Raw genomic sequence first — 25,545 nt, 5'->3', positions numbered from 1 at the left:
AAAGAGGAAAGTTTCTAATTTAAGGGATTAGCTAGCACGAAGTTTGGTCAGGGCTTTCACAGCAGGAGAATGATTTAATACCTGTAGTGCTTTGTTGGTATCTCCCTCATGATAAGGGTGATAGCTCGGTTTAACCCAATGTCTTAAGCTAGAAATCATCGCGAAAAAACTCGGCACTTGTTTGCTGCGAGAATTTTCAATCACTGTGTGCCTTAATGCCCGAATCAGTCCGTAGTTTTTATAAGGTTCTGCACGCTGGTCTTGTTGCGCCAGTTTCTTAAAGCAATGATAAATGGCGAAGGTGAATAGAGGAGCAACAGCCAGCATAATCGTTTGGCGTTGCAGGTAAGCAAAGGCTTTGTTATTTTCGCCACATAAATGCATATATAAATCGAAAGCCACGCTGCGGTGTTCAACCTCTTCAGCCAAATGCCATGTCATTAAGTCAGACATCATTTCATCAGCAGTTTTATTTTGCCATGGTTGATCATCGAGACACCATGTTCCTAGCATCGTCGTGAAATGTTCAACTGCAGCAGCTATACCTACGCGAATTGTGAGCCAACGATACTCTAGGGGACTGGATAGGGTTAAGCCAAAAGGCGCTGTATTGATTTGCTTAAAAATGTTGTCTAAAGATGCAAGAAATCCATCGATATCATAGTCATAATGACGTAAATATTCTTGGGCAACTTTGTGTGCAGAGGCATGATGTGCTTCCTGATGCACAAAACCTTTCACATCGGCACGAAGCTTTTCATCTTTGACGTAGGGAAGTGCTTCATTAAAGGAGCGACACATCCATAATTCACCTACGGGCAAAATTAAATGAACAGCATTAATTAAATGAGTGGCAAAAGGGTTGTCATAGATCCAATGTTCAGGCGTATTGCTAAAATCAAATTGAACGCGACGTTGGTGCAAATAATGATTTTCTAGTCGTTGTTGGGGATGCATAACACTTCTCCTTAGTTCACGGCATTCATAAAATAGTGGCTGAGTTGTTCGGCATTTTGGGCAGGAATCCAATGCGTTGCATTCATATGCACTTCTTGATATTGGCCCGTAAAAAACTGTTTATTCAGTTCTACACTTTTCTTACCAATGGCGATATCTTTATTTCCCCAAATAAATAGGGTGGGTACTTTTACTTTTTTAAAGCTGGAGCCAATAGGTGCCAAAGGCATGCTTCGATACCAGTTAATGGCTGTGCCAATCCGGTTTTCCTGAATGAAATGTTGGTTGAAGTCCCTGATTTGCTCTGCACTCATACCTGAATTTTTTAACAACACATGACTGAGCGATTTCGCTCGTTTAAAGAGCAGTTCAGGAATAAAAGGCAGTTGGAAAAAGCCGATATAGTAAGAGCTAAATATTTGTGTGCTGCTGAGCATCGACTTTAAAAATGCACCTGTATGCGGAACAGAAACGAGAGTGAGGTGCTTCACTAATTCTGGATACTGTAGTGATAATTCACAGGCAACAATCGACCCCCAGTCATGACCAATGACATACACGGGCTGTTCTAACAAATCAATGAAGGCTTTGACATCTGCAACCAGCTCATCAATCGAATATTGAAAACGTCCTTTTGGAGAAGCAGTCAAGCTATAGCCACGTTGTTCAATTGCAAAGGTGCGAAAGCTGTGCTGATTAAGAATTTTACTGGTAGCTTGCCAGCTTTGTGCTGTTTCAGGAAAACCATGTAAAAGAATAACGGGTTTTCCATCAATTGGACCCGAATCAATCACGTTGAATAACAAATCATTGCGACGATATTCGGTATATCTCATCTGGGTATCATGTGTCATGTTTATCTACTTATGAAATAAGCCTATTTCATTGAATCTTAGTAAGCAGATACAGGGATGTCTTGACAGTGGATAAGGGGATTTAACTTCTTGTGCCATGCGAGATGCTTTTGGCACATCCAGCATGTTGCTTGGCATGTAAAGACAGTTATGCACTGTTTAATTTGCATGTATTTGATCGTTTACCCGTTTTAGTCAGTCAACTTTTGATCGATCAAAACGCTGTTGAAGTACTTCAGTCATACGTTGCAGTAATTTTGAGATAAGGCCATCTTTGTCCCATGCGTAGATTGAAACAGTCATGTGATGTGCCTTACCTAAAGTACGGTATTCACGAACCCGATGACCTTTTGTTGTTGCGACAGGCAATAGGGATAAACCTAAACCCGTTTCTACACCAACCAGTACACTAGCCAAGCTATTGCTGGTAAATGCGATATACCAATGTTTGCGTTCGCGCTCAATACGTTCAAACATTTCCTCACGGTAGAGTCCGCCTTGAGGAAAGGTCACCAATGGGATGGGATCAGTCCATTCTTTGCTGTGATCAATACTTTCAAACCATGCGATTTGTTCTGGAAATGTTGCATGATGATCGGAACTTGCCGCTATTTCTTTAACCACAACAATATCAAACTGCCCACTGCGATAGCGCTCCATCAGATCACGGCTTAGTCCTGCTGTCACATCCAGTCGAATTGTACGATGTTCCTTGCTAAATGCACTCAATGCCAAAGCCATATCCGTATTCATAATATCTTCTGGCAAGCCGATTCGAATTGGGATGGTACCTGCAGGATCACCAAGAATATTTTGGGCCTCTTGTTGTAAGGCTAAAATCCGCCGTGCGTAACTAATTAAATATTCACCTGAGCTTGTCAGTTGTAAGGGCCGTGCATTTCGATCAATCAAATGTTTACCCACAGATTCTTCCAATCTGGCGAGTTGTTGGCTGACTGTAGATTGCGTCATGTGCAAACGTTCAGCAGCTAGGGTAAAGCTGCCTGCTTCAAAAATAGTGACGAAGGCTCGGAGTAAGCGCGGATCAAGCATAAAAAGCAGCCATTGAATACAATTGTGTTAAGTGGTTTGAGTCATCCAGCTATTCATTATCTTAATACATTTGATTAAATAATTTAATTTTTAAATATCAATAAATCTGATTATCCTAGGCACAATTATTCATTTATTCAGGTAAATCCTTGGAGGGTCTTGATGTACAAACCATTGATGTCCGCGGTATTTACGCTTGCAGTGACGGCATGTAGTCACGCAACTTCAGGAGATCCTATGCAAGAAGATGCGTTACATACTGCGGCTGCCCGAAATGACGTGGCGCAAATTGAACGGCTACTCTCTCATCAGATTCAAATTGATGCCCGTGATACATCGGGTGCGACAGCCTTAATGGTCGCAACGCGTGCAAACAATGTCTATGCTGCGCAATTTTTGATAGATGCGGGTGCAGATGTAAATGCCAAAGATCGGATTCAAGATAGCCCTTATCTTTATGCTGGAGCACGTGGCTATTTAAAAATATTGAATATGACCCTGACGCATGGTGCAGATCTGAAAAGTACCAATCGTTATGGAGGAACGGCACTGATTCCTGCGGCTGAACGTGGGCATGTAGAAACTGTACGTACGCTAATCGCTGCTGGTGTAGATGTGGATCACATCAATAATTTAGGTTGGACTGCGTTATTGGAAACCATCATTTTAGGGAATGGCAGCAAACCTTATCAGCAAATTGTTGATTTACTGATCAGAGCAGGTGCCAATGTCAATATTGCAGATGCTGATGGCATAACGCCACTTGAGCATGCACATGCCCGTGGCTATACATCTATTGAGAAAGCATTGTTGGCCGCAGGTGCGAAAACAAAATTTAAGGAGCATTAATGTGGCAGACACAACAGATTTTCTACGCCAAGCAATTGAATTGGCTTATCAAAATTGCGAACAAGGCGGCCGTCCTTTTGCTGCTGTGGTGGTGAAAGAGGAAAAAGTGATTGCCACAGGCGTCAATGAAATTTTAAAAAGCAATGACCCAACAGCACATGCCGAGTTATTGGCAATACGTGCTGCAAGTCAATATTTGGGTACAGCTAATCTTGAAGGTTGTGCTGTGTTTGCAAGTGGACATCCTTGTCCAATGTGTATGGCAGCGATGCGTTTAGCTGGAATTCAGGCTGTGAGCTATGCGCATTCCAATGAAGATGGTGCGCCATTCGGTTTATCAACAGCAGCGATCTATGCTGACCTTGCTCAACCCTTTGCAGAACAGTCGATGGATATTCGTTATGTTCCAGTTCGGATAGAAGAAAAACCAGATTTATATGCTTATTGGAAATCGATGACCTGAACAGTGTGATGGGAAAAGATGAACATGCAAAATAACCGAATGTTTTTGGTGGCAACAGTGGCATTGGTCGGCTTGAACCTTCGGCCATTTATGACCAGCATTGGCCCTGTGGCAAATCAGATTCGAACAACAACTGGACTGAGTTTACAAGGCATAGCACTTTTAACGCTTGTGCCGATGTTGCTGATGGGACTGATCGCTTTTGTGGGTCCTGCCATACTTAATGCGATTGGTGAGCGTCGAGCTATTCTTGGTGCTTTGGGAATGATTTTCTTAGGCTGTGGATTGCGTTTCATTGTACCCAATGGGTGGACTTTAATATTCACCGCCGCCATCATTGGTTTTGGTGTGGCAGTTGTGCAAGCGACTTTTCCAAGTTTGATCAAAAGAGAGTTTAGGGATCATCTCAGTCCAATGATGGGGCTTTACTCAGCGATGTTGATGGGTGGTGGGGCGCTTGGTGCTGTGATTGCACCTGTTGTTTCAAATAACAGTGGTAGCTGGAAAATAGGCCTATCTATTTTTGCTGTTCCAGCACTGTTTGCCATCGTCTTTGCATCTTGTTTTTTGACGAGAATACCGCATCAATCAAGAAAAATCCCTGCTGTAATGATGCTGTTAAAACAACCGCGAACATGGCTGCTCATTTTTTGTTTTGGCTTAATTAATGGAGGCTATAGCTCGATTGTTGCGTGGCTTGCACCTGCATTTCAAGCACAGGATTGGACTGCAACGGCCAGTGGAAATTTGATGGCTGTGTTGACGCTGAGTCAAGCGGGGGCAGCATTACTGTTACCTTATTTATCGCGTAAAAACAAAGATCGTCGAGTGTGGGTTGGATTAACACTTATCTTGCAACTGATTGGCTTTGCAGGATTGGCTTTCATGCCTGATACTTTGCCATATTTATGGGCAATAACCGTAGGTATGGGTTTGGGTGGCTGTTTTGCTTTGTTGATGATTGTGGTGTTAGATCATTTATCCGATCCAGCACATGCAGGACAGCTTTCTGCCTTAATGCAAGGTGGCGGTTTTTTGCTTGCAGCCATGGCGCCTTGGTTAGTGGCTGTATTGCATGATTTGACTGGAACGTATGCAGCCGGCTGGATTTGGCACTTGAGTATGGTACTGGTCGTGGCAATACTCATGACTCGGCTTGACCCAATCCATTATGCAAACGTGATACGGATCTCCAAGCATTGAGACATGTTCCTCAGTTCCACAGTGGCTTTGGAAACAAATAGACAGGGCTTGATTGTTATTTATCGGATTGCTGAATATCTATAGCTGTTTTTATCGTTCTTATTCTTTTTAACTTTAATTTAGAATTTCATCTATCTCGATGTTATTTCACAAGTTAAAAAAAGGTAGATAGATATTACTTATTTATTAAGCTTTAATCGATCAGTATTAAACACATTCCGTAAAGACCGACTTTATAGTTTAGCCGTTGTTTGTCACCTTGAATTTCTTCATTTTCTTATGAGGTTAAACAAGGACGTACAACAATGAAAAAAGTACTATTTCTCTTAGGTTCAATCGGTATCTTGGCAAATACGCCAATCTTAGCTGCTGATTTAAGTATTGGTGACCCGAAAACACAATCGGGTGAACTCAAACTTACAGGGGCAATCCGTACCCGCTATATTCATAAAGATTATATCGTTGAGGCCAATGAAGGCTCCAAGAACGATGACTGGCGATTGGCGGATATCAAAGCAGTATTGAGTTATGAAAATCCGAATTGGATTGCCTCAATGGATGTGCGTTGCTACCAATATGACCGCTTATGTGATGCCTTATTTTTAAAAGATGCTTGGGCTGGTTATAAATTTTCAGATCAGCAACGGGTTACGGTTGGTTTTCAATCGGTCGATTTTGGCTTTGGGCGACTGTGGGGTAATAGTTATTATGAAACTTTACTCAACACGGTTGGACTGGAAGACATTCAAAATTTGGGGGTGAAGTATCAGTTTAAGGACAATCTATACAATTTCATTCTCGGTTTTTATCCAACCGATGGCGGTAATTATAAAGGCACATCCAAAGATTCAAGTCGTTATAGCGGTAACTTTGTCCGGGCAGATGATGTGATCCAAGGTACCGATATTGATGAAAAGAATATGTGGGTGACGCGTTTATCCAGAAAGTTTGATATCGATCAATCGCAGAATTTATCGACGGAAATTGGTGGCTCTTACTGGTATTCAGAACTGGAAAATAACCGTACTCATCAAGATGGGCATCGCAGTACTTGGAGCATCTTTAGCACCACCAACTATCAGGCATGGCAATGGCTATTTTTGGCAGGTGAGCAGAATATTAAAAATGCAGACGATGTTTTGCCGAAAAGCTCGACCATTGGTGCATTTGATTATCCCTACCAGGTGGCCAACAAAGGCAAATATATGGTCAATGAAATTAACTACACCTTTGCCAAGCCTTTTCATCAGTTAGAAAATATTAAACCTTATGTGTCTTATAGTCTTTTTTATAAAGATGAATCAGGCTATCGAGATTCAGATCGCTTAATCGCAGGTCTATATTTTAACTATAAAAAAGTCGGCATACAGGGTGAATATATCTGGAGTCGTAATGACCCGATGACGGGCAGTGGCGCAGATGGACTGGCGCAAGGTGACAGCAATCAATGGAATAAATTGTTCTATTTATCGCTGGGTTATTATTTCTAAATTCAATATCGAAAATGAGCCAGTCTGTTCGTCATGGACTGGCTTTTTCGTTTAGGCAATTCTTAAAATCAAAGCACCCATTAAAATGAGACATGAAGAGATAATCCGTATTGCATTGATGCGTTCTTTTAGAATAAAGATTGAGATCAGTGTGGCAAATAGAATTGAGGTTTCACGTAGTGCCGCTACAACGGCAACAGGCGCAAATGTCATCGCCCAAAGTGCCAAACCATAAGAGAAGAATGAACCAAGGCCACCGATTAAGCCCAGATGCCAATTCATGCGGAAATATGTACCCATCTGGCGATATTGCATTCTCAAGGCAAACATAAAAAAGATCAGACCTGAAAGTACGAAGCTCCATAAGATATAAGCAATGGGTGAGCCAGACAGACGAATCCCATGACCATCCAGCAACGTATAACCTGCAATCAGCACTGCATTCAGTAGGGCCAGACCAATGCCTTTACGTCCAGTTTTTGGGGCTGCCAAGATCATGGATAAGATACCGACGGAAATAGTGATGATGCCAAGCCATGCGTTGAATTGTAATTTCTCATGCAGCAAAAAGGTGCCTAGAATCGCCACAATCAGTGGTGCAGTACCACGCATCAGTGGATAGGTCAGTCCCATGTCGGCAATGCGATAAATTCTGGCAACCATGCCAAAATAGAGAATTTGTATTCCCGTTGATGTCAAAATATAAGGCCAGCTATCACTGTGCGGCATTGGAAAGAAGGGCAATAATAGCACTGCTAAAACTGCTGCTGAGGCCGTGACCAGCACAGTGGTTAAAAACTTATTTGTCCCTGCTTTTACAATGGCATTCCAAGTGGCATGACATGCCGCTGCGATTAAAATAAGGACAAATATTGCCGTACTCATAGGCTGCCTGTCGATTCATGATCTCGTTAATGTGCATGATGTTGTTGAAAAAAGAAAGCAGACAGCTTATCGCGATTATAGAAATACTTTTTCAGTATTTGGATTGATTGGCTCAATCGGTTGAATCAGCGTCCCACGTGTCAAATTCTGAACATGCTGTAAACGGTTGATCAGTTCATTCTGAATAAACAGGATACAGGTCTGTAATTTTGATGAACTTTTCAAACGCGAAGGATACACCGCCCAGACATCGGCATCTTGCCAGTATTCAGGCAAGATATGCTGCAACTCACCGCTAATCAGTTCATCGGCGACGTCCCAGATGGAACGTAAGATAATGCCATGTCCTTCAATTGCCAGTTGATGAATAATCTCGCCATTATTGGAAATGAAACGCGGTGTCACATGTACAGACATATCTTCTGAAATATGACGTAATTTCCACAACACTGAGGATTGATCGCGTTCACTGATGGTCAGGCAATCGTGGTTACGTAAATCCTCAAGGTTTTCAGGCATGCCATGTTTCAACAAATAACTGGGTGCTGCACAAAAAATCCGAAAATTTGAAACCAGTTTTTTGGCAATCATATTCGGTGCAATGTCATTACCAATCCGAATATCCAAATCAATGCTGTGCTGAATCAGGTCTTTGGTGTTGTCGATGGTATCGAATTGGATCTCAAGTTTTGGATACATGGTCAACAGTTTAGACAGAATAGGCGCGACATGTTTACGGCCGAAACCAAAGCTGCTGACGATGTCGAGATGACCAGTTGGCGTGCTTAAGGGGTTATTGACCAGTTCACTAATTTCATCGAATTCATCCAGAATATTCGAGACTCGATCCAGAATCAGTTTGCCATCTTCAGTCAAACTGACATGACGAGTGCTGCGATGGAACAGCTTGCAATTGAGATTGGTTTCCAAAATGTTGATGCGTTTACTGATAAATGCAGGTGAAGCACCCAGCTCCTCAGCTGAATCGACAAAACTCTTGCGTTTGGCGACTGTGCAAAAAACCTTTAAATCCGATAGGTTAGGTAGATTATTCACGATCCGTGTCCATTGGGGTGATAGTTTTCTTATTGATCATTGTTGCTGAAAACAGCATGTTTACAGCTAAGGATATTAACCAAAGGTGTAAGGGAGCGTTATGGCAAAAAAGTATAAAGTTGCCACGATTGCGGGTGATGGGATTGGTTTAGAAGTTCTACCAGAAGGAATCAAGGTTGTAAAGGCTGCAGCAGACAAATATGGCATTCAACTTCAAATGGATAGCTTCGATTGGGCCAGCTGTGATTACTATCTTGAACACGGCAAAATGATGCCAGATAACTGGTTTGAAGTCTTGCAGGAATATGATGCAATCTTCTTTGGTGCTGTGGGCTGGCCTGAAAAGGTGCCTGATCACATTTCACTTTGGGGATCATTGCTTCAGTTCCGCCGTCGTTTTGATCAGTATGTGAATTTACGCCCTGTTCGGTTAATGCCTGGGGTGAAATGTCCACTGGCTGGCAAGCAACCTGGTGATATCGATTTTTATGTGGTTCGTGAAAACAGTGAAGGTGAGTACTCTGCGATTGGTGGAAAAGCATTCGAAGGCACAGATCGTGAGTTTGTCTTGCAAGAAGCGGTTTTTACCCGTCATGGTGTCGATCGCATTTTGAAATATGCGTTTGAATTTGCTGATCAGCGTGAAGCTAAAAAAATCACAGCTGCAACCAAATCTAACGGCATTGCGGTGAGTATGCCGTACTGGGACGAACGTGTGGATGAAATGGCAAAACATTATCCACAAATCAAGGCAGATAAACAGCATGTCGATATTTTAGCGGCACGTTTTGTATTACAACCTGAGCGTTTTGATGTGGTGGTGGCATCGAATTTATTTGGTGACATTTTGTCGGATTTAGGACCTGCATGTACGGGCACGATTGGTTTGGCGGCTTCGGCAAACTTAAACCCCGAGCGTAAGTTTCCATCATTGTTTGAACCTGTACATGGTTCAGCACCAGATATTTACGGACAACAAATTGCCAATCCGATTGCTGCAATTTGGTCGGGTGCGATGATGCTGGATTTCTTGGCAGATGGTGATGAACAGGTCATTCAGGCAGGACAGGAAATTATGCAGGCGATTGAGCATGTTTTGGTGCATGGCCCAAAAACACCTGATGTCGGTGGAACTGCAAAAACCTACGAGGTGGGTGATGCAATTGCATCCTGTGTGACTGAGCAGAAAATGGATTTATTCGCGATGGAATAATCACTATCCAAGATGGATTGAATAGATATGGATAATCAAATTACAAAACCTTATACAGATAAGACGCTTGCGATCACCAGTCTTGCCGTTGTATTTACATCGGTGGCTGGTTTGGCAATCTACTCCTCTGAATCAATACAACTGGCTGCAAAATGGATGCAGTGGACCACTTCGGTGTTTACCACGCCAGTACTTTTATTTGCTTTTTTATCAATTATTTTCACCTTTGGTTTGGCTTTCAGTAAATACGGCAAAATCAAGCTCGGTGAAGGTAAACCTCAATACAGCACGATGTCATGGATTTTCATGTTCATTTTATCGGGAATTGGGTCTTCCACCTTGTACTGGGGTTTTTTGGACTGGGCTTATTATTACCAAACCCCAGGTTTAAATTTAGCACCGGAATCGGCAGAAGCCCTGAAATACAGTGTGGCTTACTCATTCTTTCACTCGGGTTTGAGTGCATGGTCGATCTATGCCTTAGCGTCGATTTCACTGTGCTACAGCTATCATGTCAGAAAAAATAAAGGCTTGAGCTTGGCATCCGTGATCGAAGCGGTCACAGGTTTTAAAGCAACGGGTCCAGTTGGGCGTGTGGTCGATCTGATGTTTTTGTTGTGTATGTTTGGTGCCTTGACCATTTCACTGGTTTTGACTGCGGTCACCTTTACCAACATTTTGTCGCAGCTCACAGGTATTCCAAATACCTTTATGACCAAAGTCATCATCATTTTAGCGGTATCCATCTTATTCGCGCTGAGCTCTTATGTCGGTATGGATAAAGGCATGCAACGCTTGAGTCATATGGTGTGTTTGGGTGTGGTGCTGTTCGCCATCTATGTGCTGTGCTTTGGCCCAACCCAATTCATTATGAATAATTCATTGATGAGTTTTGGCCTCATGGCGACCAACTTTGTGGATATGAGTCTGTTTACTGACCCGATGGGGGATGGAAAATTCACCCGTGAATGGACCGTATTCTATTGGCTATGGTGGATTTCATATGCACCAGGTGTCGCGCTATTCGTAACACGTGTCTCAAAAGGCCGTACCATTAAAGAAGTGATTCTTGCCATGGTCATCGGTGGTAGCGTTGGTTTATGGTTCATCTTCGGTGTGTTTGAGAATTACAGTGTTTATAGCTTTATTCACGGTATGGTCAATGTCCCGCAAATCTTGAGTCAGCAAGGCGGTGAAGTGGCGATTGGTCAACTGTTGGGCTTATTGCCTGCAGGCAAGCTGATGATGTGGTTATTCCTTGGCATTATGGTGATTTTCCTTGCAGCACATATGGATGCGGTTGGCTATGCCGTCTCTGCAACCTGTACCCGCGGTTTGCGTGAAGGGCAGGATCCGTCTCCAAATGCGCGTTTATTCTGGTGTGTGATGTTAACACTGGTGCCGATTGCGATGATTTTCTCTAAGGCGCCGTTAGACACCATGAAAACTGCGACGATTGTGACTGCCTTGCCGTTTATTGTGATTATTCTGGTGCAGACTTATGGTTTGGTGAAGTGGCTGATTGAGGATTATTCCAAGGTGCCATCGCATTTGATCGAACAGAGTAGCTTTAGTGAGCTGGAAGCCCTTGAGCATACTGATTCAAATCAACAGATGCAGATTGATATTGCGGCAACACCACTTGCACATAAAAGCAGTCAAAAGGAATTGTTATGACACAGCAACCGAACACGCGCTATGAGTTAAGCGAAGAAATGCAAAGTCTGGTGTATTGGAGCAGCATTTATTCAGCAGCGGATAACGATATTGATTCAATTCGTGCAGCCTACGATGCAATGTGCCTGCATTACACCTTGCCACGTGATGGTACGGTCAATATTGAAGATAAAACCGTTGCGCATGCCACTCATCCCGTCAATGTTCGGTTGTATTCACCACAGGGTGAGGCACCTGAAGCGGGTTGGCCTTGTATTCTGTTTATACATGGTGGTGGCTGGATGCTGGGTAATCTGGATTCACATGAATTTATTACCCGTTATTTATGTCGTGATCTGAATGTTGCGGTACTGAGTGTCGATTATCGTTTAGTGCCAGAGTATCACTTTCCAGCCGCTTATGAAGATTGTGAAACGGTCTATCAGTGGCTACGCGGGCATGGCGCAGACTGGAACATTAACCCAGCACAGATTGCGTTAGCAGGCGACAGTGCAGGAGGCAATTTAGCCGCGGCACTGGCGGTTCAGCTACAGCATACAGGTAATCAGGCTTGTGGTTTGGCCTTGATCTACCCATGTTTGGGCAGCAGTTTTGATACAGCGTCTTGCCAGCAGCATGCACATGCGCCGTTACTCACGCTAGAGGAAATGCATTATTACCTAAAACAATATGCAACGAATGAAAGTGACTGGAAAGATACACGTTTAGCGCCACTGAATGCACAGGATTTTTCCGACATGCCACGTAGCTTTGTTGCGGTTGCTGAATACGATCCACTGAGTGACGACGGGCGTATTTTTGTGGATAAGTTAAAACAAGCCAATATTGCTGCCGAGTTTTATCTCGGCAAAGGATTACTGCATGGCAGTTTACGTTTAGTACGTGATTGTCCTGTGGTGCAGGATTTATATCAGCACATGCTGAGTTCGTTAAAGCAAATGTTCAAGTGATTTGAACATCAGCCAATTTTGATAAAACGGTCGTTAGGACAAAAGAGTTTAATGGAGTAAAACCATGAATGCAGTTGAAAAATTACCAGAAGATTTCTGTTCAAACCCAAATGTGGCGTGGACATTTCCAAAAGTGTTCTATACCTCATCTCAGGTATTTGATCGCGAAAAAGAAGAAATTTTTGCGAAAAGCTGGATTTGCGTGGCACATGGCAGTGAAGTTGCCCAAGCCAATGACTATATTACCCGTAAGGTAATTGGTGAAAATATTATCGTGATTCGAGGCAAAGACAGCGTATTACGTGCCTTTTATAATGTCTGCCCGCATCGTGGTCATGAGTTGTTAAGTGGCAGTGGTAAAGCGAAAAATGTCATTACCTGTCCGTATCATGCATGGACGTTTAAGCTGGATGGTAGTTTGGCATTGGCACGTAACTGTGATCATGTTGAGTCTTTCGACAAGCAAAACTCAAGCATGGTGCCGTTAAAAGTTGAGGAATATGGTGGTTTTGTTTTTATCAATATGGATGAAAATGCCACTTGTGTTGAAGATCAATTGCCTGAATTTGCACAGAAACTGAATGAAGCCTGTGCTGTGATCAAAGACTTGAAACTGGCTGCGCGTTTTGTCACGGAAACGCCTGCGAACTGGAAAGTGATCGTGGATAACTATTTAGAATGTTATCACTGTGGCCCAGCGCATCCGGGTTTTGCAGACTCGGTACAGGTGGATAAATACTGGCACACCACCCATCAAAATTGGACGCTGCAATATGGTTATGCACGTTCTTCAGAGAAATCTTTCAAGCTTGATCCATCAGTCAAAGATCCGACTTTTAGTGGTTTCTGGACGTGGCCTTGCACCATGTTTAACGTGCCGCCAGGTGCAAATTTCATGACCGTGATCTATGAGTTTCCGATGGATGCGGAAACCACTTTGCAGCACTACGATATTTTCTTTACCAATGAAGAGTTGACCCAAGATCAGAAAGATTTGATTGAATGGTATCGCAATGTCTTCCGTCCTGAAGACCTTGAACTGGTTGAAAGTGTACAACGTGGCTTGAAATCACGGGGTTATCGAGGTCAGGGCCGCATCATGACCGATAAGCAACGTTCAGGAATCAGTGAGCATGGTATTGCTTATTTTCAGAATCTTGTTGCGCAGTATCACAAATAATTTTGTATCAGGCTCATTAAGGGTACGGTGGAAGATAAAGCCGTACCTTGCTTTCAATTGATAGGATGATGACATGTCAAGTTTGCAAGGAAGTCAATTATTTCAACAACGCGGATTGATTAATGGCCAATGGGTCAATGCGCAATCTAGCGCCACCATTCCTGTGATCAATCCTGCAACAGGAGAAGAAATTGGCTTGATTCCGAATATGGGTGCTGCGGAAGCCACTGAAGCGGTTGAAGTGGCGTATCAGGCTTTAGCGGCATGGAAAGGATTAACGGCACAAAAGCGTGCAGACCTGTTATTGGCTTGGTATCAACTGGTTCTGGCCCATGGCGATGAACTGGCACGCATTATGACCATTGAGCAGGGTAAACCTTTAGCCGAAGCATTGGGTGAAGTGAAATATGCTGCTTCATTTATTCAATGGTTTGCGGAAGAAGGCAAACGCGTTTATGGCGATGTGATTCCGACCACCAATAGCCAGCAGCGTTTTATTGTGACCAAAGAACCTGTCGGAGTAGTGGCTGCGATTACGCCGTGGAATTTCCCGATTGCTATGATTACCCGTAAAGCGGCACCTGCTTTGGCGGCGGGTTGTACCATCGTGATTAAGCCTGCCAATGAAACCCCATATTGTGCGCTTGCAATTGCTAAACTGGCTGAAATGGCAGGCATTCCAGCAGGTGTCATCAATGTGGTTACAGGCAAATCGCAAGAAATTGGTTCGGTATTTACTAGCCATGAAAAAGTCAAAAAACTGACTTTTACAGGTTCTACGCCTGTCGGACGTTTATTGATGCAGCAATGTTCAGATACCATCAAAAAACTGGCTCTGGAATTGGGTGGCAACGCACCACTCATCATATTTGATGATGCTGATTTGGATAAAGCGGTTCAAGGCGCGATCTTTGCCAAGTTCCGTAATGCAGGGCAAACCTGTGTCTGTGCCAATCGAATTTATGTACATGACAATATTTATCAGGCATTTACCGAGAAATTTGTACAAGAAGTACAGAAATTAAAAATTGGTAATGGTTTGGAAAAGAATGTACAGATTGGCCCGTTAATTAATGAAAAGGCCGTGCTTAAAGCCCAACAGTTAATTGATGATGCCTGTGGCAAAGGTGCTCAAGTGGCGTGCGGTGGTAAACAACATGCACTTGGACAAACCTTCTTTGAACCGACCGTGTTAACCGATGTTTCGCGTGATATGGAACTTGTTCAGGAAGAAATTTTTGGCCCTGTAGCGCCTTTAATTCGCTTCACCGATGAGGCGGATGTGGTTGCGCAAGCCAATGATACGATTTTTGGTTTAGCGGCCTATGTCTATAGCGAAAACATTTCACGGCTCTGGCGTGTTGCTGAACAGCTGGAATATGGCATGGTTGGGATGAATTCAACCGCTATTTCTAATGAAGTCGTGCCATTTGGTGGCGTTAAGCAATCTGGTGTTGGCCGTGAAGGTTCAAAATACGGTTTAGAAGAGTTTATGACCATTAAATACATGTGTTTGGGGTTATAGCAACAATGCCTGTGAGGACGATCTAAATTGACGGTCCAGCAGGCAAGCAATATGCGCTTAAAATTAGAAAATGCTTAGATGAGCAGCATGCGGTAAAGAGGATTTAGACATGGCTAGTCATTATGAAATGTTCCCATCAGTGGTCACTCGTGTAGAACAACTGACCCCACTGATTAAACGGTTCACATTTAAACGTCAGGACGGACAAAATTTCCCTCAATTTAATGGTGGCAGCCATATCATTGTAAAAATGAATGATCAGCTGTCCAATGCCTATTCACTGATGAGCTGTGCTCAAGATCTTTCGACTTACCAAGTCTGTGTTCGTAAAGATATTGAAGGTAAAGGCGGCTCAGTTTATATGCATGATCAGTGCAACGAAGGCTGTGAAATTCAGATTTCTGAACCCAAGAACCTATTTCCATTGGCGGAAGCAGGTGAGAAGCATATTTTAATTGCTGGTGGCATAGGGATTACCCCGTTTGTACCACAAATGGAGGAGTTGGCTGCACGTGGTGCAGACTATGAATTGCATTATGCTTATCGTTCGCCAGAACATGCGGCGTTGTTAGAAGAACTCAAGCAAAATCATGCTGAACATATTTTTAGCTATGTTGACTCAGATGGAAAATGTCTGGACCTCGATCAACTGATCGGTGCTCAACCGAAAGGTACGCATGTATATGTCTGTGGACCAAAACCGATGATTGATGCAGTAATTGATCGTTGTAATTACCATCGTTATCGCGATGAATATATCCATTGGGAACAATTTGCTTCTACCGTGCCAGAGGAGGGTGAAGCATTTACCGTGGTGTTGGCAAAATCCAATCAAGAAATTGAAGTGCAAGGCAACCAAACTATTTTACAAGCGATTGAACTCCTCAATCTTGACGTGGAATGCTTATGTCGTGAAGGAGTCTGTGGCACGTGTGAAACCATTATTCTTGAAGGTGAAGCTGAGCATTTTGATCAATATCTAAGTGATGATGAAAAAGCATCACAACAGTCCATGATGATCTGCGTGTCACGTGCTAAAGGTAAAAAGCTGGTACTTGATCTTTAAATGTTCAGTTATGATTTTAAAACCATAAAAAAGCAGCCTAAGCTGCTTTTTTATTTACTGAAAACTTAATTAGGATTTATTTTTTAGCTTTCTTGGTTTTTAAATACTCTTGATAGGCTTCTTCGGCAAAGCGTCTTAATGAATCTCCAATGGCAGCATATTGGTATTCATTCAGATTGGCTAATGATGCGCGGGCAGAAGGATGTTGTACACCAAAACCAGAACCGGGTAAGAGCACTACACCTGTTTCATCTGCTACACGGAATAGAAGTTCGGTTGGGTTCTTGTTTTTCATCACCCAATTGGCAAAATCATCTCCGTACAATGTTCGAGAGGTATTTTCCAAATTTACCAAGGTATAGTAATCGACAGAGTTCGGATCAGAAGGGACTTCAACCCCTAATTGTCGGTACAGCGCTGCATCACGCTCGCGCACCACAGATTTGACCGCTTTCTTATAGTTCTGTTGAGAATCCATCATATTAAACAGCGCAAACAGTACCATTTGCACTTGTTGCGGTGTAGAAAGGCCTGCGGTATGGTTCAGTGCAACATTACGACTATCCGCGACCAGACGGTCAATGAATTTAATGTTGGCTGGGTCGGTGGTTAAAGAAGAATAACGTTCTTCCAGTTCTTTCTTGTCTTTTTTAGAGAGTGCGGCGAGTTTTTTATCCAGAATATTATTATTTGAAAGAGCGATAACACCTAGTCTCCAACCCGTTGCTCCAAAATATTTCGAGAATGAATACACCAAAATGGTATTGTCTGGACAGATCGCAAACAGTGATTTGAAATTGTCTGCGAAAGTACCGTAAACATCATCGGTCAAAATAATCAGGTCAGGTCGTTTTTTAACGATATCTGCCAATATTGCCAAGCCTTCATCACTCAGTTTTACTGAGGGCGGGTTACTTGGATTGACGAGGAAGAAGGCTTTAATCGATGGATCTTCAAGTTTCCGCAATTCAGATTCTGGATATTGCCAGTCTAATTTCGGGTCCGCTTCGATCAATACTTCTTCAAGTTGATAGTCATTCAGTTTCGGGATTTCTAAATAAGGTGTGAAAATTGGAGTACCAATTGCAATACGATCGCCATTGGCAATAATTTTATTCTCTTTTAATGAATTAAAAATATAAGCCATTGCTGCCGTTCCGCCTTCGACAGCAAACAAGTCCAAGCCTTCCTTAGGCATGCCTTGGACGCCCATTTCACGTAGTATATATTCTTTGATAATCGATTCGCTAATGCGTAGCATTCGATCAGGAACTGGATAATTACAGCCTAAAATACCCTCAACCATTTCCAGTAAAAAAGCATCGGGATCTAAGCCCAATTGATCTCTGACGTAGGAAATGGCTTTACCGAGAAAGACGACACCGGGTTTATCCCGATTGTGCATAATGAAATTATCGAAGCGGGATTGCAAACCGACAGGGCGAGGAAAACCACCTAAACCTTCAGGCATATACGAAAAAGAAAACTCTGATTCTGTAGTAGAAAACAGCCCCAATTGGAAAAATGCTCGACGTGGAACCGTAGCTAAAAAGTTCGGATTTCCACGTCCTGCATTGAGCATCAGCCTGTCTGTTCTGCTTTGGGCAAGCTCGATTAATTTGTCTTTTAGTTCGAATGGGCTAAGTTTTGAGTATTTTGAATAATCAACGTTCCCCATGGGAAGTCTCCTTAATTATAGTTGAAGCAATAAGTGATTGAATACAAATTATATTTAAGCAAGGCCAACGATCAGTGGGCCAAGCAAGGTCAAGAATACGTTTGCCAGTGCATAGGTAATGGCGAAAGGAACCGTGGGAATGGAATTTCCTGCTTTATCTAAAATGGCACCGAAAGCAGGGTTGGCACTGCGTGAACCTGATAGCGCACCAGCCATCACTGCAACGTTGTCATAGCGGAGCACATAACGTGCAAAAAGCATGGAAAGAATCAGTGGGACCAAGGTGACTACGACACCAATCATAAATAATGAAAGTCCACTGTCTTTAATGGTTTGAATGGCTTGTAATCCTGATTGCAAACCTACAGCAGCGACAAACCCTGCAAGACCTAAATCTTTAAGCAATTGCGAGGCAGCTAAAGGCATGTTGCCATGAACCTGATTACGACTACGCAACCAACCAAATAAAAGACCAGAGAGCAGGGCACCACCGCCAGCACCCAGAGTCAATGGAACATCGCCTAAACGGATGACAAAAAGACCAATCAGCAAACCGACCACAAGGCCTGCACCGTGGAAAATCCAGTCAGTTTTTAAGCTTTCTGGTAGTGCTTTACCTGCTTCTTTAACTAAACGATCTAGATCGCTTTTAGTGCCATAAACAGTAATCACATCTCCTTGATGTAAAATTGTCTCATCACTCAAGCTTTGAGTTTCATCGCTACGTTTAATCGCGAGAACGTAAATCCCATGTTTCAAATAAGCAGGGGTATTGGCTTTAATATCACCCAAACTACGATTGATATATTTGGAATTTCTCAGGATCACATCCGTGGTATCCATAATCATTTCCATACCTTGAGATGACTGTAATTCAGAGCCAATTTGTTCTGAAACAGCCACTACACTGGCACGACGTCCGACCAGTAACAGTACGTCATCGGTTTGTAAAATAACCTCAGGCGCAACATCCACAAACTGATCTTTACGTTTTAGTCTTTCTATGGTGATGCTGGGTTCTCGAGCTTCTAATTCTGCAACCGTTTGCCCATTCGCTTGTTTAACTTTATAAATTCGACCAACAATTTCGGGCATGGCCAGTTCTTGCCCAGGTGCTAACTCGAAAGCACCTTTAAGGCGTTCTGATTGAGCCTTTAAAGCATCATCATGAATTTCTTTGCCCATAAATTTAGGCAAAATATTCACACAGACAATGATGGCACCCAATGAACCGAAAATATAAGTCACGGCATAACCGATTGCGACATTGGCTTGAAGCTTTTGAATCTCAGCCAAAGGGAGGTCGAGTCGTGAAATCGCATCACCAGCTGTACCAATAATTGCAGATTGGGTCATACCACCGGCAGCCAATCCAGCTGCTAAGCCTTTATCGAGGTGGAAAAGTTTAGCCATGACTAAAACGGTAATTAAACCACTAACTGCCATAAATACGGCTAACAGGATTTCTTTTATCGATTGGGGACCAAGTGATTTAAAGAATTGGGGACCACTTTCAAAACCAACTGCATAAATGAATAATGCGAACAGAATGGCTTTGACGCCATTATCGACTGGGACACCGATTAGACTTAACACTACTGCAACAAGGAGAGAGCCTGCTACACCACCGAACTGAAATTTTCCGAATTGAAATTGACCGATCCAAAAACCTATTGCCAAGGAGAGGAACAATAAAATTTCTGGGCTATGTTTTAATTCACCTTGTAACCATTCAATCATTTTTCGATCTCACTTTTATTATTCGATCTATCTTTAGGTTTGAATTTATTTATTTTTTCATGTGTTTTTTAAAATACTATGCTTCTGTAATGAATACAAATGGACTGGATTTCAAGGGTTTGTTTTTTATAAAATATTTATATATCAATAAGTTGTTTTTTTATGCACTTATGTGAGCAATGGGAAAACTTAAAAATCAAAGTGTTTGTTACACGTTGTTGTTTTTCTATACAAAAAATAACACTTTAGGCCAAGACTTATGTTTTGTGAATCAATGGTCATAATGGATATAAAAGTGCAAAATCTATGCGATATCCCAACAATTTTTATCAGTCAGGCATTTAATTTTAAGCTGCTACAAGTTTAGTTTTGAATTTAACATTTTGATTAAATAATATTTTTATTACATGTCCGCGTACTGAAAATTGAAAGCTCTATTGGGGAATAAAGAAATATAATGAACGTTTAACAAATTAATGTTCATTTAAGCTAGCACGATTAATTTATAAAGACGGACATAACCGTAGCAGCAGTACACCTTTCGCCACATTTCCAGATGTGGCTTTTTTTTGCATTCAATATTGTTTGGAATTCCAGCCATCTGGAATTAAATCACTTGCCTTAAATCACGGGCAGTTTCTTGTAGTAATGGCAAAATATGGGTAATTAAATAGTCCTGAGTTGTGCGCATGGTCGGCGATACAATGTTGAGGGCTGCAACCACTGTGGCATTGGAATCGTAAATGGGTACGGCCACCGCATGCACACCCAGCTCATGTTCTTCGCACGAATAGCACCAGTCTTGTTCTTTAATTTCATGCAGTAATTGTAAAAATGCCTCACTCTCGGTATGGGTATATTTGGTGAGACGTTTTAGAGGATATTTCTCTAACCAGCGTTTTTGTTCATCAGGTGTTAAATGTGCCAGTAAAATTTTGCCCGCAGAGGTTGCATGAGCGGGGAGTCGATTACCTAAATGTAGACCATAAGGATTGACTCGATCGGTTTGTTGATGGGCTGCGCTACGGGCGATGGTAATTGCTTCGTATCCATCCAAAACCATGACTGAATAAATCAGAGAGGTTTGATTGGTCAAAAGGTTTAATAAAGGCTGACAAATTTTAGGAAGTGGAGAACCATCCAAATAAGCACCTGAGAATTTCAGAATTTTTGGAGATAAATAATAATAATGCCCATCAAAATCTAAATAGCCTAAGTATTCTAGCGTCAGTAAATGCCGTCGTGCAGCCGCACGTGTCATTCCTGTTTTTTCAGCAGCCGTACTCATGTTGAGACGATGGCGGTCGGGACCAAAACATTCCAAAATGCTGAGACCCTTTGCGATACCTGCAATATAGTCTTCATGCCGGATCATTTTTTTGTTTTCGCTATGATGAATTAAGCGAGGATTTTGATTTTGATCATGTTCCATTATTTAGACATCCTTTCTAAAACGGTTTCCATATAAAAACATTCTAAGCGAAAGATGACTATTTTACTTGGATAATGTTCGATCATCGAACATAAAAATCAATCATCGAACAAAATGCACTTTTAAACCTAGAACTGACGGCAGAATTTATCAAGAATAAATAGAAGAAACCCGAACAAAACACTCAACTTCGTTTCATTGGTTTTCAGGATGAAAAATTGGGTGATGCAGAGTACAGGAAGTAGTCAGATGATTGATAAAAGCACGCTCTCATTAACCGAGGCGCTATCACAAATCAAAGATGGAGCAACCATCATGATTGGTGGTTTCGGCACCGCAGGACAACCCGCAGAACTTATTGATGGATTGATTGAACTCGGTATCAAAGATTTGGTCATCGTTAATAATAATGCTGGCAATGGTGATTATGGCTTGGCCAAACTGCTTAAAACAGGTGCGGTACGTAAAATCATTTGTTCCTTCCCACGTCAATCAGACTCTTGGGTCTTCGATGAACTCTACCATGCTGGCAAGATTGAACTGGAACTAGTGCCACAAGGCAATCTTGCTTGCCGTATTCAAGCCGCAGGCATGGGCTTAGGTGCAGTCTTTACCCCAACAGGTTTCGGTACACTTTTGGCAGAAGGCAAGGAAACCCGCCAGATTGATGGGAAAGACTATGTGCTTGAATATCCGATCAAAGCTGACTTTGCTTTAATCAAAGCACACAAAGGCGATCGTTGGGGTAATCTGGTCTATAACAAATCTGCTCGTAACTTTGGCCCCATCATGGCGATGGCAGCGGATGTCACCATTGCCCAAGTCTCTGAACTGGCTGAACTCGGTCAGCTTGATCCTGAACACATCATTACCCCAGGGATTTTTGTCCAGCAAGTGGTCGCTGTTGATGCTGCCAATGGCATAGGAGAATAAGCATGAGCTATCAAAAATTAAGCCGTGACCAGATTGCTGAGCGTGTCGCACAAGATATTCCCGATGGCGCCTATGTCAATCTCGGCATTGGCTTGCCAACCAAGATTTCCAATTATCTTCCTGCTGATAAAGATGTATTCCTGCATTCGGAGAATGGCTTACTGGCATTTGGCCCACCACCTACCAAAGGTGAAGAGGATCCTGAACTGATTAATGCAGGCAAAGAATACGTCACCATGCTGACGGGTGGTAGTTTTTTTCATCATGGTGATTCCTTTGCCATGATGCGCGGTGGGCATTTGGATATTGCAGTACTCGGTGCTTTCCAAGTGGCAGCCAATGGTGATCTAGCCAACTGGCATACTGGTGCAGCAGATGCGATTCCTGCGGTAGGCGGTGCCATGGATCTGGCTGTGGGTGCCAAGAAAGTATTTATCACCACAGATCACACCACCAAGCAAGGTGAACCGAAGATTGTTGAAACGCTTTCATATCCAGCAACAGGCTTGAAATGTGTTGATCGGATTTATACCGACCTGTGTGTGATTGATGTGACTCAAGACGGTTTAAAAGTGATTGAGAAAGTGGATGGTCTGAGCTTTGAGGAGTTGCAGGCGTTGACGGGTGCTCAATTGATTGATGCGACGCAAGCTTAAGGATTGAAATCCCCCTAAATCCCCCTTTGTTAAGGGGGACTTCATCTAAACAATAGAGTGAGGTCTCCCTCCTTTTTAAAGGAGGGATTAAGGGAGGATTAAAAGGAAAAAACACATGAAAAACGCTTATATCATCGATGCCATCCGTACCCCATTTGGTCGCTATGCCGGCGGTCTTGCGCCAGCACGTGCTGATGACCTCGGAGCCATTCCCATTCAGGCCTTAATGCAACGTAACCCAAGTATTGATTGGCAGCAAGTCGATGATGTGATCTATGGCTGTGCCAATCAGGCAGGTGAAGACAACCGTAATGTCGGACGTATGTCAGCGTTATTGGCAGGCTTACCTTATCAAGTGCCTGCCACCACAGTAAACCGTTTGTGTGGTTCATCACTGGATGCTATTGCCATGGCTGCGCGTGCCATTAAAGCCAATGAAGCTGACCTGATTATTGCAGGCGGTGTCGAAAGCATGAGCCGTGCTCCTTATGTAATGGGCAAATCGGACAGTGCCTTTGGACGTAGTCAAAAGATTGAAGACACCACCATGGGCTGGCGTTTTATCAATCCAAAATTGAAAGAGCTGTATGGCGTGGATAGCATGCCACAAACCGCGGAAAACGTGGCGGAACAATTCAACATTAACCGTGCCGATCAAGATCAATTTGCTTTAACCAGCCAACAACGTACTGCCACTGCACAAGCCAAGGGCTTCTTCTCGAACGAAATCGTGTCTGTGACGATTCCACAGCGTAAGGGCGATGCCATTGTGGTGGAGAGTGATGAGCATCCACGTGCATCAACTACCTTAGAAGGTTTAAGCAAACTCAAAGGTGTGGTGAAAGCAGAAGGCACTGTGACAGCAGGTAATGCCTCTGGAATTAATGATGGTGCAGCAGCTGTGTTGATTGCATCAGACGAAGCGGTGGAAAAATATCAACTCAAGCCACGTGCCAAGATTATTGCAGCCACCACAGTGGGTGTTGAACCCCGCATTATGGGTTTTGCACCTGCGCCTGCCATCAAGAAACTCCTTAAACAGGCCAATCTTTCTTTAGCGCAGATGGATGTGATTGAGTTAAATGAAGCCTTTGCAGCACAAGCCCTAGCTGTGACCCGTGATTTAGGTTTGAGCGACGACGATGCACGAATTAACCCGAATGGTGGTGCAATTGCCTTGGGTCATCCACTCGGTGCTTCAGGTGCACGTTTAGTGACCACAGCTCTAAACCAGCTTGAACAGATCAAAGGTGAATATGCCTTGTGTTCGATGTGTATTGGTGTCGGTCAGGGGATTGCACTGATTATTCAACGTGTTGAGTGAGGTTTGCCATGAGCCAGTTATACGCCAGTTTGTTTTATCAGCCTGATGTCACTGCCATTTTTAGTGATCAAGCTTTATTGAAATATATGATCCAGACCGAAGTGGCTTTAGCCAAAGCTCAAGCACAGGTCAATGTGATTCCTAGCTCTGCCGCAAATATCATTGAACAGGTTGGACACAATGCTGTAGCACAAATCGATATAGATGCGTTAGCTACAGCAGCAGGACTGGCAGGTAATGTTGCGATTCCATTGGTAAAGCAATTTACCGCTTTGGTGAAACAGCAGGATGAAGATGCTTCACGTTATGTGCATTGGGGCGCGACTAGTCAGGATATCATTGATACAGCAATGATTTTGCAGTGTCGCGACGCCTTGACGCTGATCGAACAGCAGGTGCAACAGGCCTATCAAATTTCCTTAAAGCAAGCTCAGCAATATCGCCATCAGGTCATGATTGGACGCACTTGGTTACAGCAAGCCTTGCCGATTACTTTGGGACATAAATTTGCCCGTTGGGCAGCAGCTTTGAAACGTGATCTTGATCGCTTACAGGCAATGAAAATTCACGTATTTACTGCACAACTCGGTGGGGCAGTCGGTTCATTGGCGTCTTTACAAGATCAAGGCTCTGCGGTGGTTCAAGCTTTTGCCGCACAACTCGATTTAACCGTTCCTGAATGCACATGGCATGGTGAGCGCGACCGTATGGTTGAGATTGCCAGTACGCTTGCTTTGATTGTTGGAAATGTTGGCAAGATGGCGAAAGACTGGTCATTGTTGATGCAAACTGAAATCGCAGAAGTTTTTGAACCCGCAGCAAAAGGGCGAGGTGGTTCATCGACTATGCCACATAAGCGGAATCCTGTGGCAGCAGCTTCAATTCTTGCAGCAGCCAATCGCGTGCCCGCCTTAATGGCCAGTGTCTATCAAAGCATGGTGCAAGAGCATGAACGTGCGTTAGGGGCTTGGCACGCAGAATGGCTGGCAATCCCAGAAATTTTCCAGTTATGTGCAGGTGCTTTAGAACGTAGTTGCGATGTGCTCGAACATATGCAAGTTAATGCAGAGGCGATGCGATGCAATCTTGAATGTACACAAGGTTTAATCATGGCCGAAGCAGTGATGATGGCACTTGCACCCAAGCTTGGCCGTATGGACGCACACCATCTGGTTGAGCAGGCATGTCAGCAAGCAGTTGCTCAACAACAGCATTTAAAAATCATCTTGTCAGCCATGGATGAAATCAACACACATTTTAATGATCAGGCGTTAGATGACCTGTTCAATCCTGCATCTTACCTCGGCAATATTCAGGCGCAAATTGATGCCGTGCTACACACAGCAAAAGGAGAGTAAGCA

Annotated in this window: 22 protein-coding genes; 14 read left to right on the top strand and 8 right to left on the bottom strand. The window is 43.1% G+C overall.

Features of this window, described 5'->3' with window-relative positions:
* Positions 1 to 27: 27 nt before the first annotated feature.
* The 3 genes from F887_RS06485 to F887_RS06495 all read right to left on the bottom strand — a co-directional run bounded on the left by F887_RS06485 (position 28) and on the right by F887_RS06495 (position 2,864).
* A complete protein-coding gene (locus F887_RS06485) occupies positions 28 to 957 on the bottom strand; it encodes a metal-dependent hydrolase (RefSeq protein WP_005295283.1) in 930 nt (309 codons plus the stop codon).
* An 11-nt stretch (positions 958 to 968) separates the two neighbouring features.
* Positions 969 to 1,811 (bottom strand): alpha/beta fold hydrolase, encoded by an 843-nt coding sequence (locus F887_RS06490; RefSeq protein ID WP_005295281.1) that lies wholly within the window; start codon positions 1,809 to 1,811, stop codon positions 969 to 971.
* A 195-nt stretch (positions 1,812 to 2,006) separates the two neighbouring features.
* Positions 2,007 to 2,864, bottom strand: coding sequence for a LysR family transcriptional regulator (locus tag F887_RS06495; RefSeq protein ID WP_005295279.1), 858 nt, complete (start codon positions 2,862 to 2,864; stop codon positions 2,007 to 2,009).
* 162 nt (positions 2,865 to 3,026) lie between these two features.
* Between F887_RS06495 and F887_RS06500 the strand changes: the two genes are divergently transcribed.
* The 4 genes from F887_RS06500 (at position 3,027) to F887_RS06515 (ending at position 6,869) form a co-directional block, all read left to right on the top strand.
* On the top strand, positions 3,027 to 3,713 hold the full coding sequence (locus F887_RS06500; protein ID WP_005295277.1) for an ankyrin repeat domain-containing protein: 687 nt from the start codon (positions 3,027 to 3,029) through the stop codon (positions 3,711 to 3,713).
* Between the two features lies 1 nt (position 3,714).
* Positions 3,715 to 4,176, top strand: coding sequence for a nucleoside deaminase (locus F887_RS06505; RefSeq protein ID WP_005295275.1), 462 nt, complete (start codon positions 3,715 to 3,717; stop codon positions 4,174 to 4,176).
* Positions 4,177 to 4,200: 24 nt separating this feature from the next.
* Positions 4,201 to 5,379 carry a cyanate transporter gene (locus F887_RS06510; RefSeq protein WP_005295273.1) on the top strand — a complete coding sequence of 393 codons (1,179 nt, stop codon included), beginning with the start codon at positions 4,201 to 4,203 and terminating at the stop codon, positions 5,377 to 5,379.
* 305 nt (positions 5,380 to 5,684) lie between these two features.
* Complete coding sequence (locus tag F887_RS06515; protein WP_005295270.1) at positions 5,685 to 6,869, top strand: porin; 1,185 nt, start codon at positions 5,685 to 5,687, stop codon at positions 6,867 to 6,869.
* A 51-nt stretch (positions 6,870 to 6,920) separates the two neighbouring features.
* Here the strand turns inward: F887_RS06515 and F887_RS06520 are convergent, their stop codons facing one another.
* Positions 6,921 to 7,754, bottom strand: coding sequence for a DMT family transporter (locus F887_RS06520; protein WP_005295267.1), 834 nt, complete (start codon positions 7,752 to 7,754; stop codon positions 6,921 to 6,923).
* A gap of 75 nt (positions 7,755 to 7,829) precedes the next feature.
* Positions 7,830 to 8,810: a LysR family transcriptional regulator gene (locus F887_RS06525; RefSeq protein ID WP_005295265.1), complete on the bottom strand. Its 981-nt coding sequence runs from the start codon at positions 8,808 to 8,810 to the stop codon at positions 7,830 to 7,832.
* A gap of 100 nt (positions 8,811 to 8,910) precedes the next feature.
* Here F887_RS06525 and F887_RS06530 point away from each other — a divergent pair, with 100 nt between their 5' ends.
* From F887_RS06530 to cntB, 6 genes are all read left to right on the top strand, one after another.
* On the top strand, positions 8,911 to 10,023 hold the full coding sequence (locus F887_RS06530; protein WP_005295263.1) for a tartrate dehydrogenase: 1,113 nt from the start codon (positions 8,911 to 8,913) through the stop codon (positions 10,021 to 10,023).
* Positions 10,024 to 10,044: 21 nt separating this feature from the next.
* On the top strand, positions 10,045 to 11,700 hold the full coding sequence (locus F887_RS06535) for a BCCT family transporter (RefSeq protein ID WP_171067472.1): 1,656 nt from the start codon (positions 10,045 to 10,047) through the stop codon (positions 11,698 to 11,700).
* On the top strand, positions 11,697 to 12,650 hold the full coding sequence (locus tag F887_RS06540; RefSeq protein ID WP_005295257.1) for an alpha/beta hydrolase: 954 nt from the start codon (positions 11,697 to 11,699) through the stop codon (positions 12,648 to 12,650). Before F887_RS06535 ends, F887_RS06540 begins: the two co-directional genes overlap by 4 nt.
* A 64-nt stretch (positions 12,651 to 12,714) precedes the next feature.
* Positions 12,715 to 13,830, top strand: a complete 1,116-nt coding sequence (gene cntA / locus F887_RS06545; RefSeq protein ID WP_005295255.1) for a carnitine monooxygenase subunit alpha — start codon at positions 12,715 to 12,717, stop codon at positions 13,828 to 13,830.
* A gap of 73 nt (positions 13,831 to 13,903) precedes the next feature.
* A complete protein-coding gene (locus F887_RS06550) occupies positions 13,904 to 15,355 on the top strand; it encodes an NAD-dependent succinate-semialdehyde dehydrogenase (RefSeq protein ID WP_005295252.1) in 1,452 nt (483 codons plus the stop codon).
* 109 nt (positions 15,356 to 15,464) lie between these two features.
* Positions 15,465 to 16,421, top strand: coding sequence for a carnitine monooxygenase, reductase subunit CntB (gene cntB / locus F887_RS06555; RefSeq protein ID WP_005295249.1), 957 nt, complete (start codon positions 15,465 to 15,467; stop codon positions 16,419 to 16,421).
* 76 nt (positions 16,422 to 16,497) lie between these two features.
* Here the strand turns inward: cntB and F887_RS06560 are convergent, their stop codons facing one another.
* From F887_RS06560 to pcaU, 3 genes are all read right to left on the bottom strand, one after another.
* Positions 16,498 to 18,099 (bottom strand): bifunctional aspartate transaminase/aspartate 4-decarboxylase, encoded by a 1,602-nt coding sequence (locus F887_RS06560; protein WP_005295247.1) that lies wholly within the window; start codon positions 18,097 to 18,099, stop codon positions 16,498 to 16,500.
* A gap of 54 nt (positions 18,100 to 18,153) precedes the next feature.
* Positions 18,154 to 19,839 carry an aspartate-alanine antiporter gene (aspT, locus tag F887_RS06565; protein WP_005295242.1) on the bottom strand — a complete coding sequence of 562 codons (1,686 nt, stop codon included), beginning with the start codon at positions 19,837 to 19,839 and terminating at the stop codon, positions 18,154 to 18,156.
* A 607-nt stretch (positions 19,840 to 20,446) separates the two neighbouring features.
* Complete coding sequence (gene pcaU / locus F887_RS06570) at positions 20,447 to 21,271, bottom strand: IclR family transcriptional regulator PcaU (RefSeq protein ID WP_005295241.1); 825 nt, start codon at positions 21,269 to 21,271, stop codon at positions 20,447 to 20,449.
* A 249-nt stretch (positions 21,272 to 21,520) separates the two neighbouring features.
* On the opposite strand from pcaU, the gene F887_RS06575 reads away from it, so the two are divergent.
* From F887_RS06575 to pcaB, 4 genes are all read left to right on the top strand, one after another.
* On the top strand, positions 21,521 to 22,204 hold the full coding sequence (locus F887_RS06575; protein WP_005295238.1) for a 3-oxoacid CoA-transferase subunit A: 684 nt from the start codon (positions 21,521 to 21,523) through the stop codon (positions 22,202 to 22,204).
* Between the two features lie 2 nt (positions 22,205 to 22,206).
* Entirely contained in the window at positions 22,207 to 22,860 is a 654-nt protein-coding gene (locus F887_RS06580; RefSeq protein WP_005295235.1) for a 3-oxoacid CoA-transferase subunit B, read from the top strand.
* Between the two features lie 115 nt (positions 22,861 to 22,975).
* Entirely contained in the window at positions 22,976 to 24,184 is a 1,209-nt protein-coding gene (pcaF, locus tag F887_RS06585; protein WP_005295231.1) for a 3-oxoadipyl-CoA thiolase, read from the top strand.
* Between the two features lie 8 nt (positions 24,185 to 24,192).
* Positions 24,193 to 25,542, top strand: coding sequence for a 3-carboxy-cis,cis-muconate cycloisomerase (pcaB, locus tag F887_RS06590; protein ID WP_005295229.1), 1,350 nt, complete (start codon positions 24,193 to 24,195; stop codon positions 25,540 to 25,542).
* The last annotated feature ends 3 nt before the right edge of the window (positions 25,543 to 25,545 follow it).

Origin of the sequence: Acinetobacter sp. NIPH 2100, from assembly GCF_000369805.1 — a bacterium.
In the GTDB taxonomy this organism is placed as follows: domain Bacteria; phylum Pseudomonadota; class Gammaproteobacteria; order Pseudomonadales; family Moraxellaceae; genus Acinetobacter.
The sequence above is the reverse complement of the archived record's forward strand: the minus strand, read 5'-3'. Positions and strand labels throughout refer to the sequence as shown.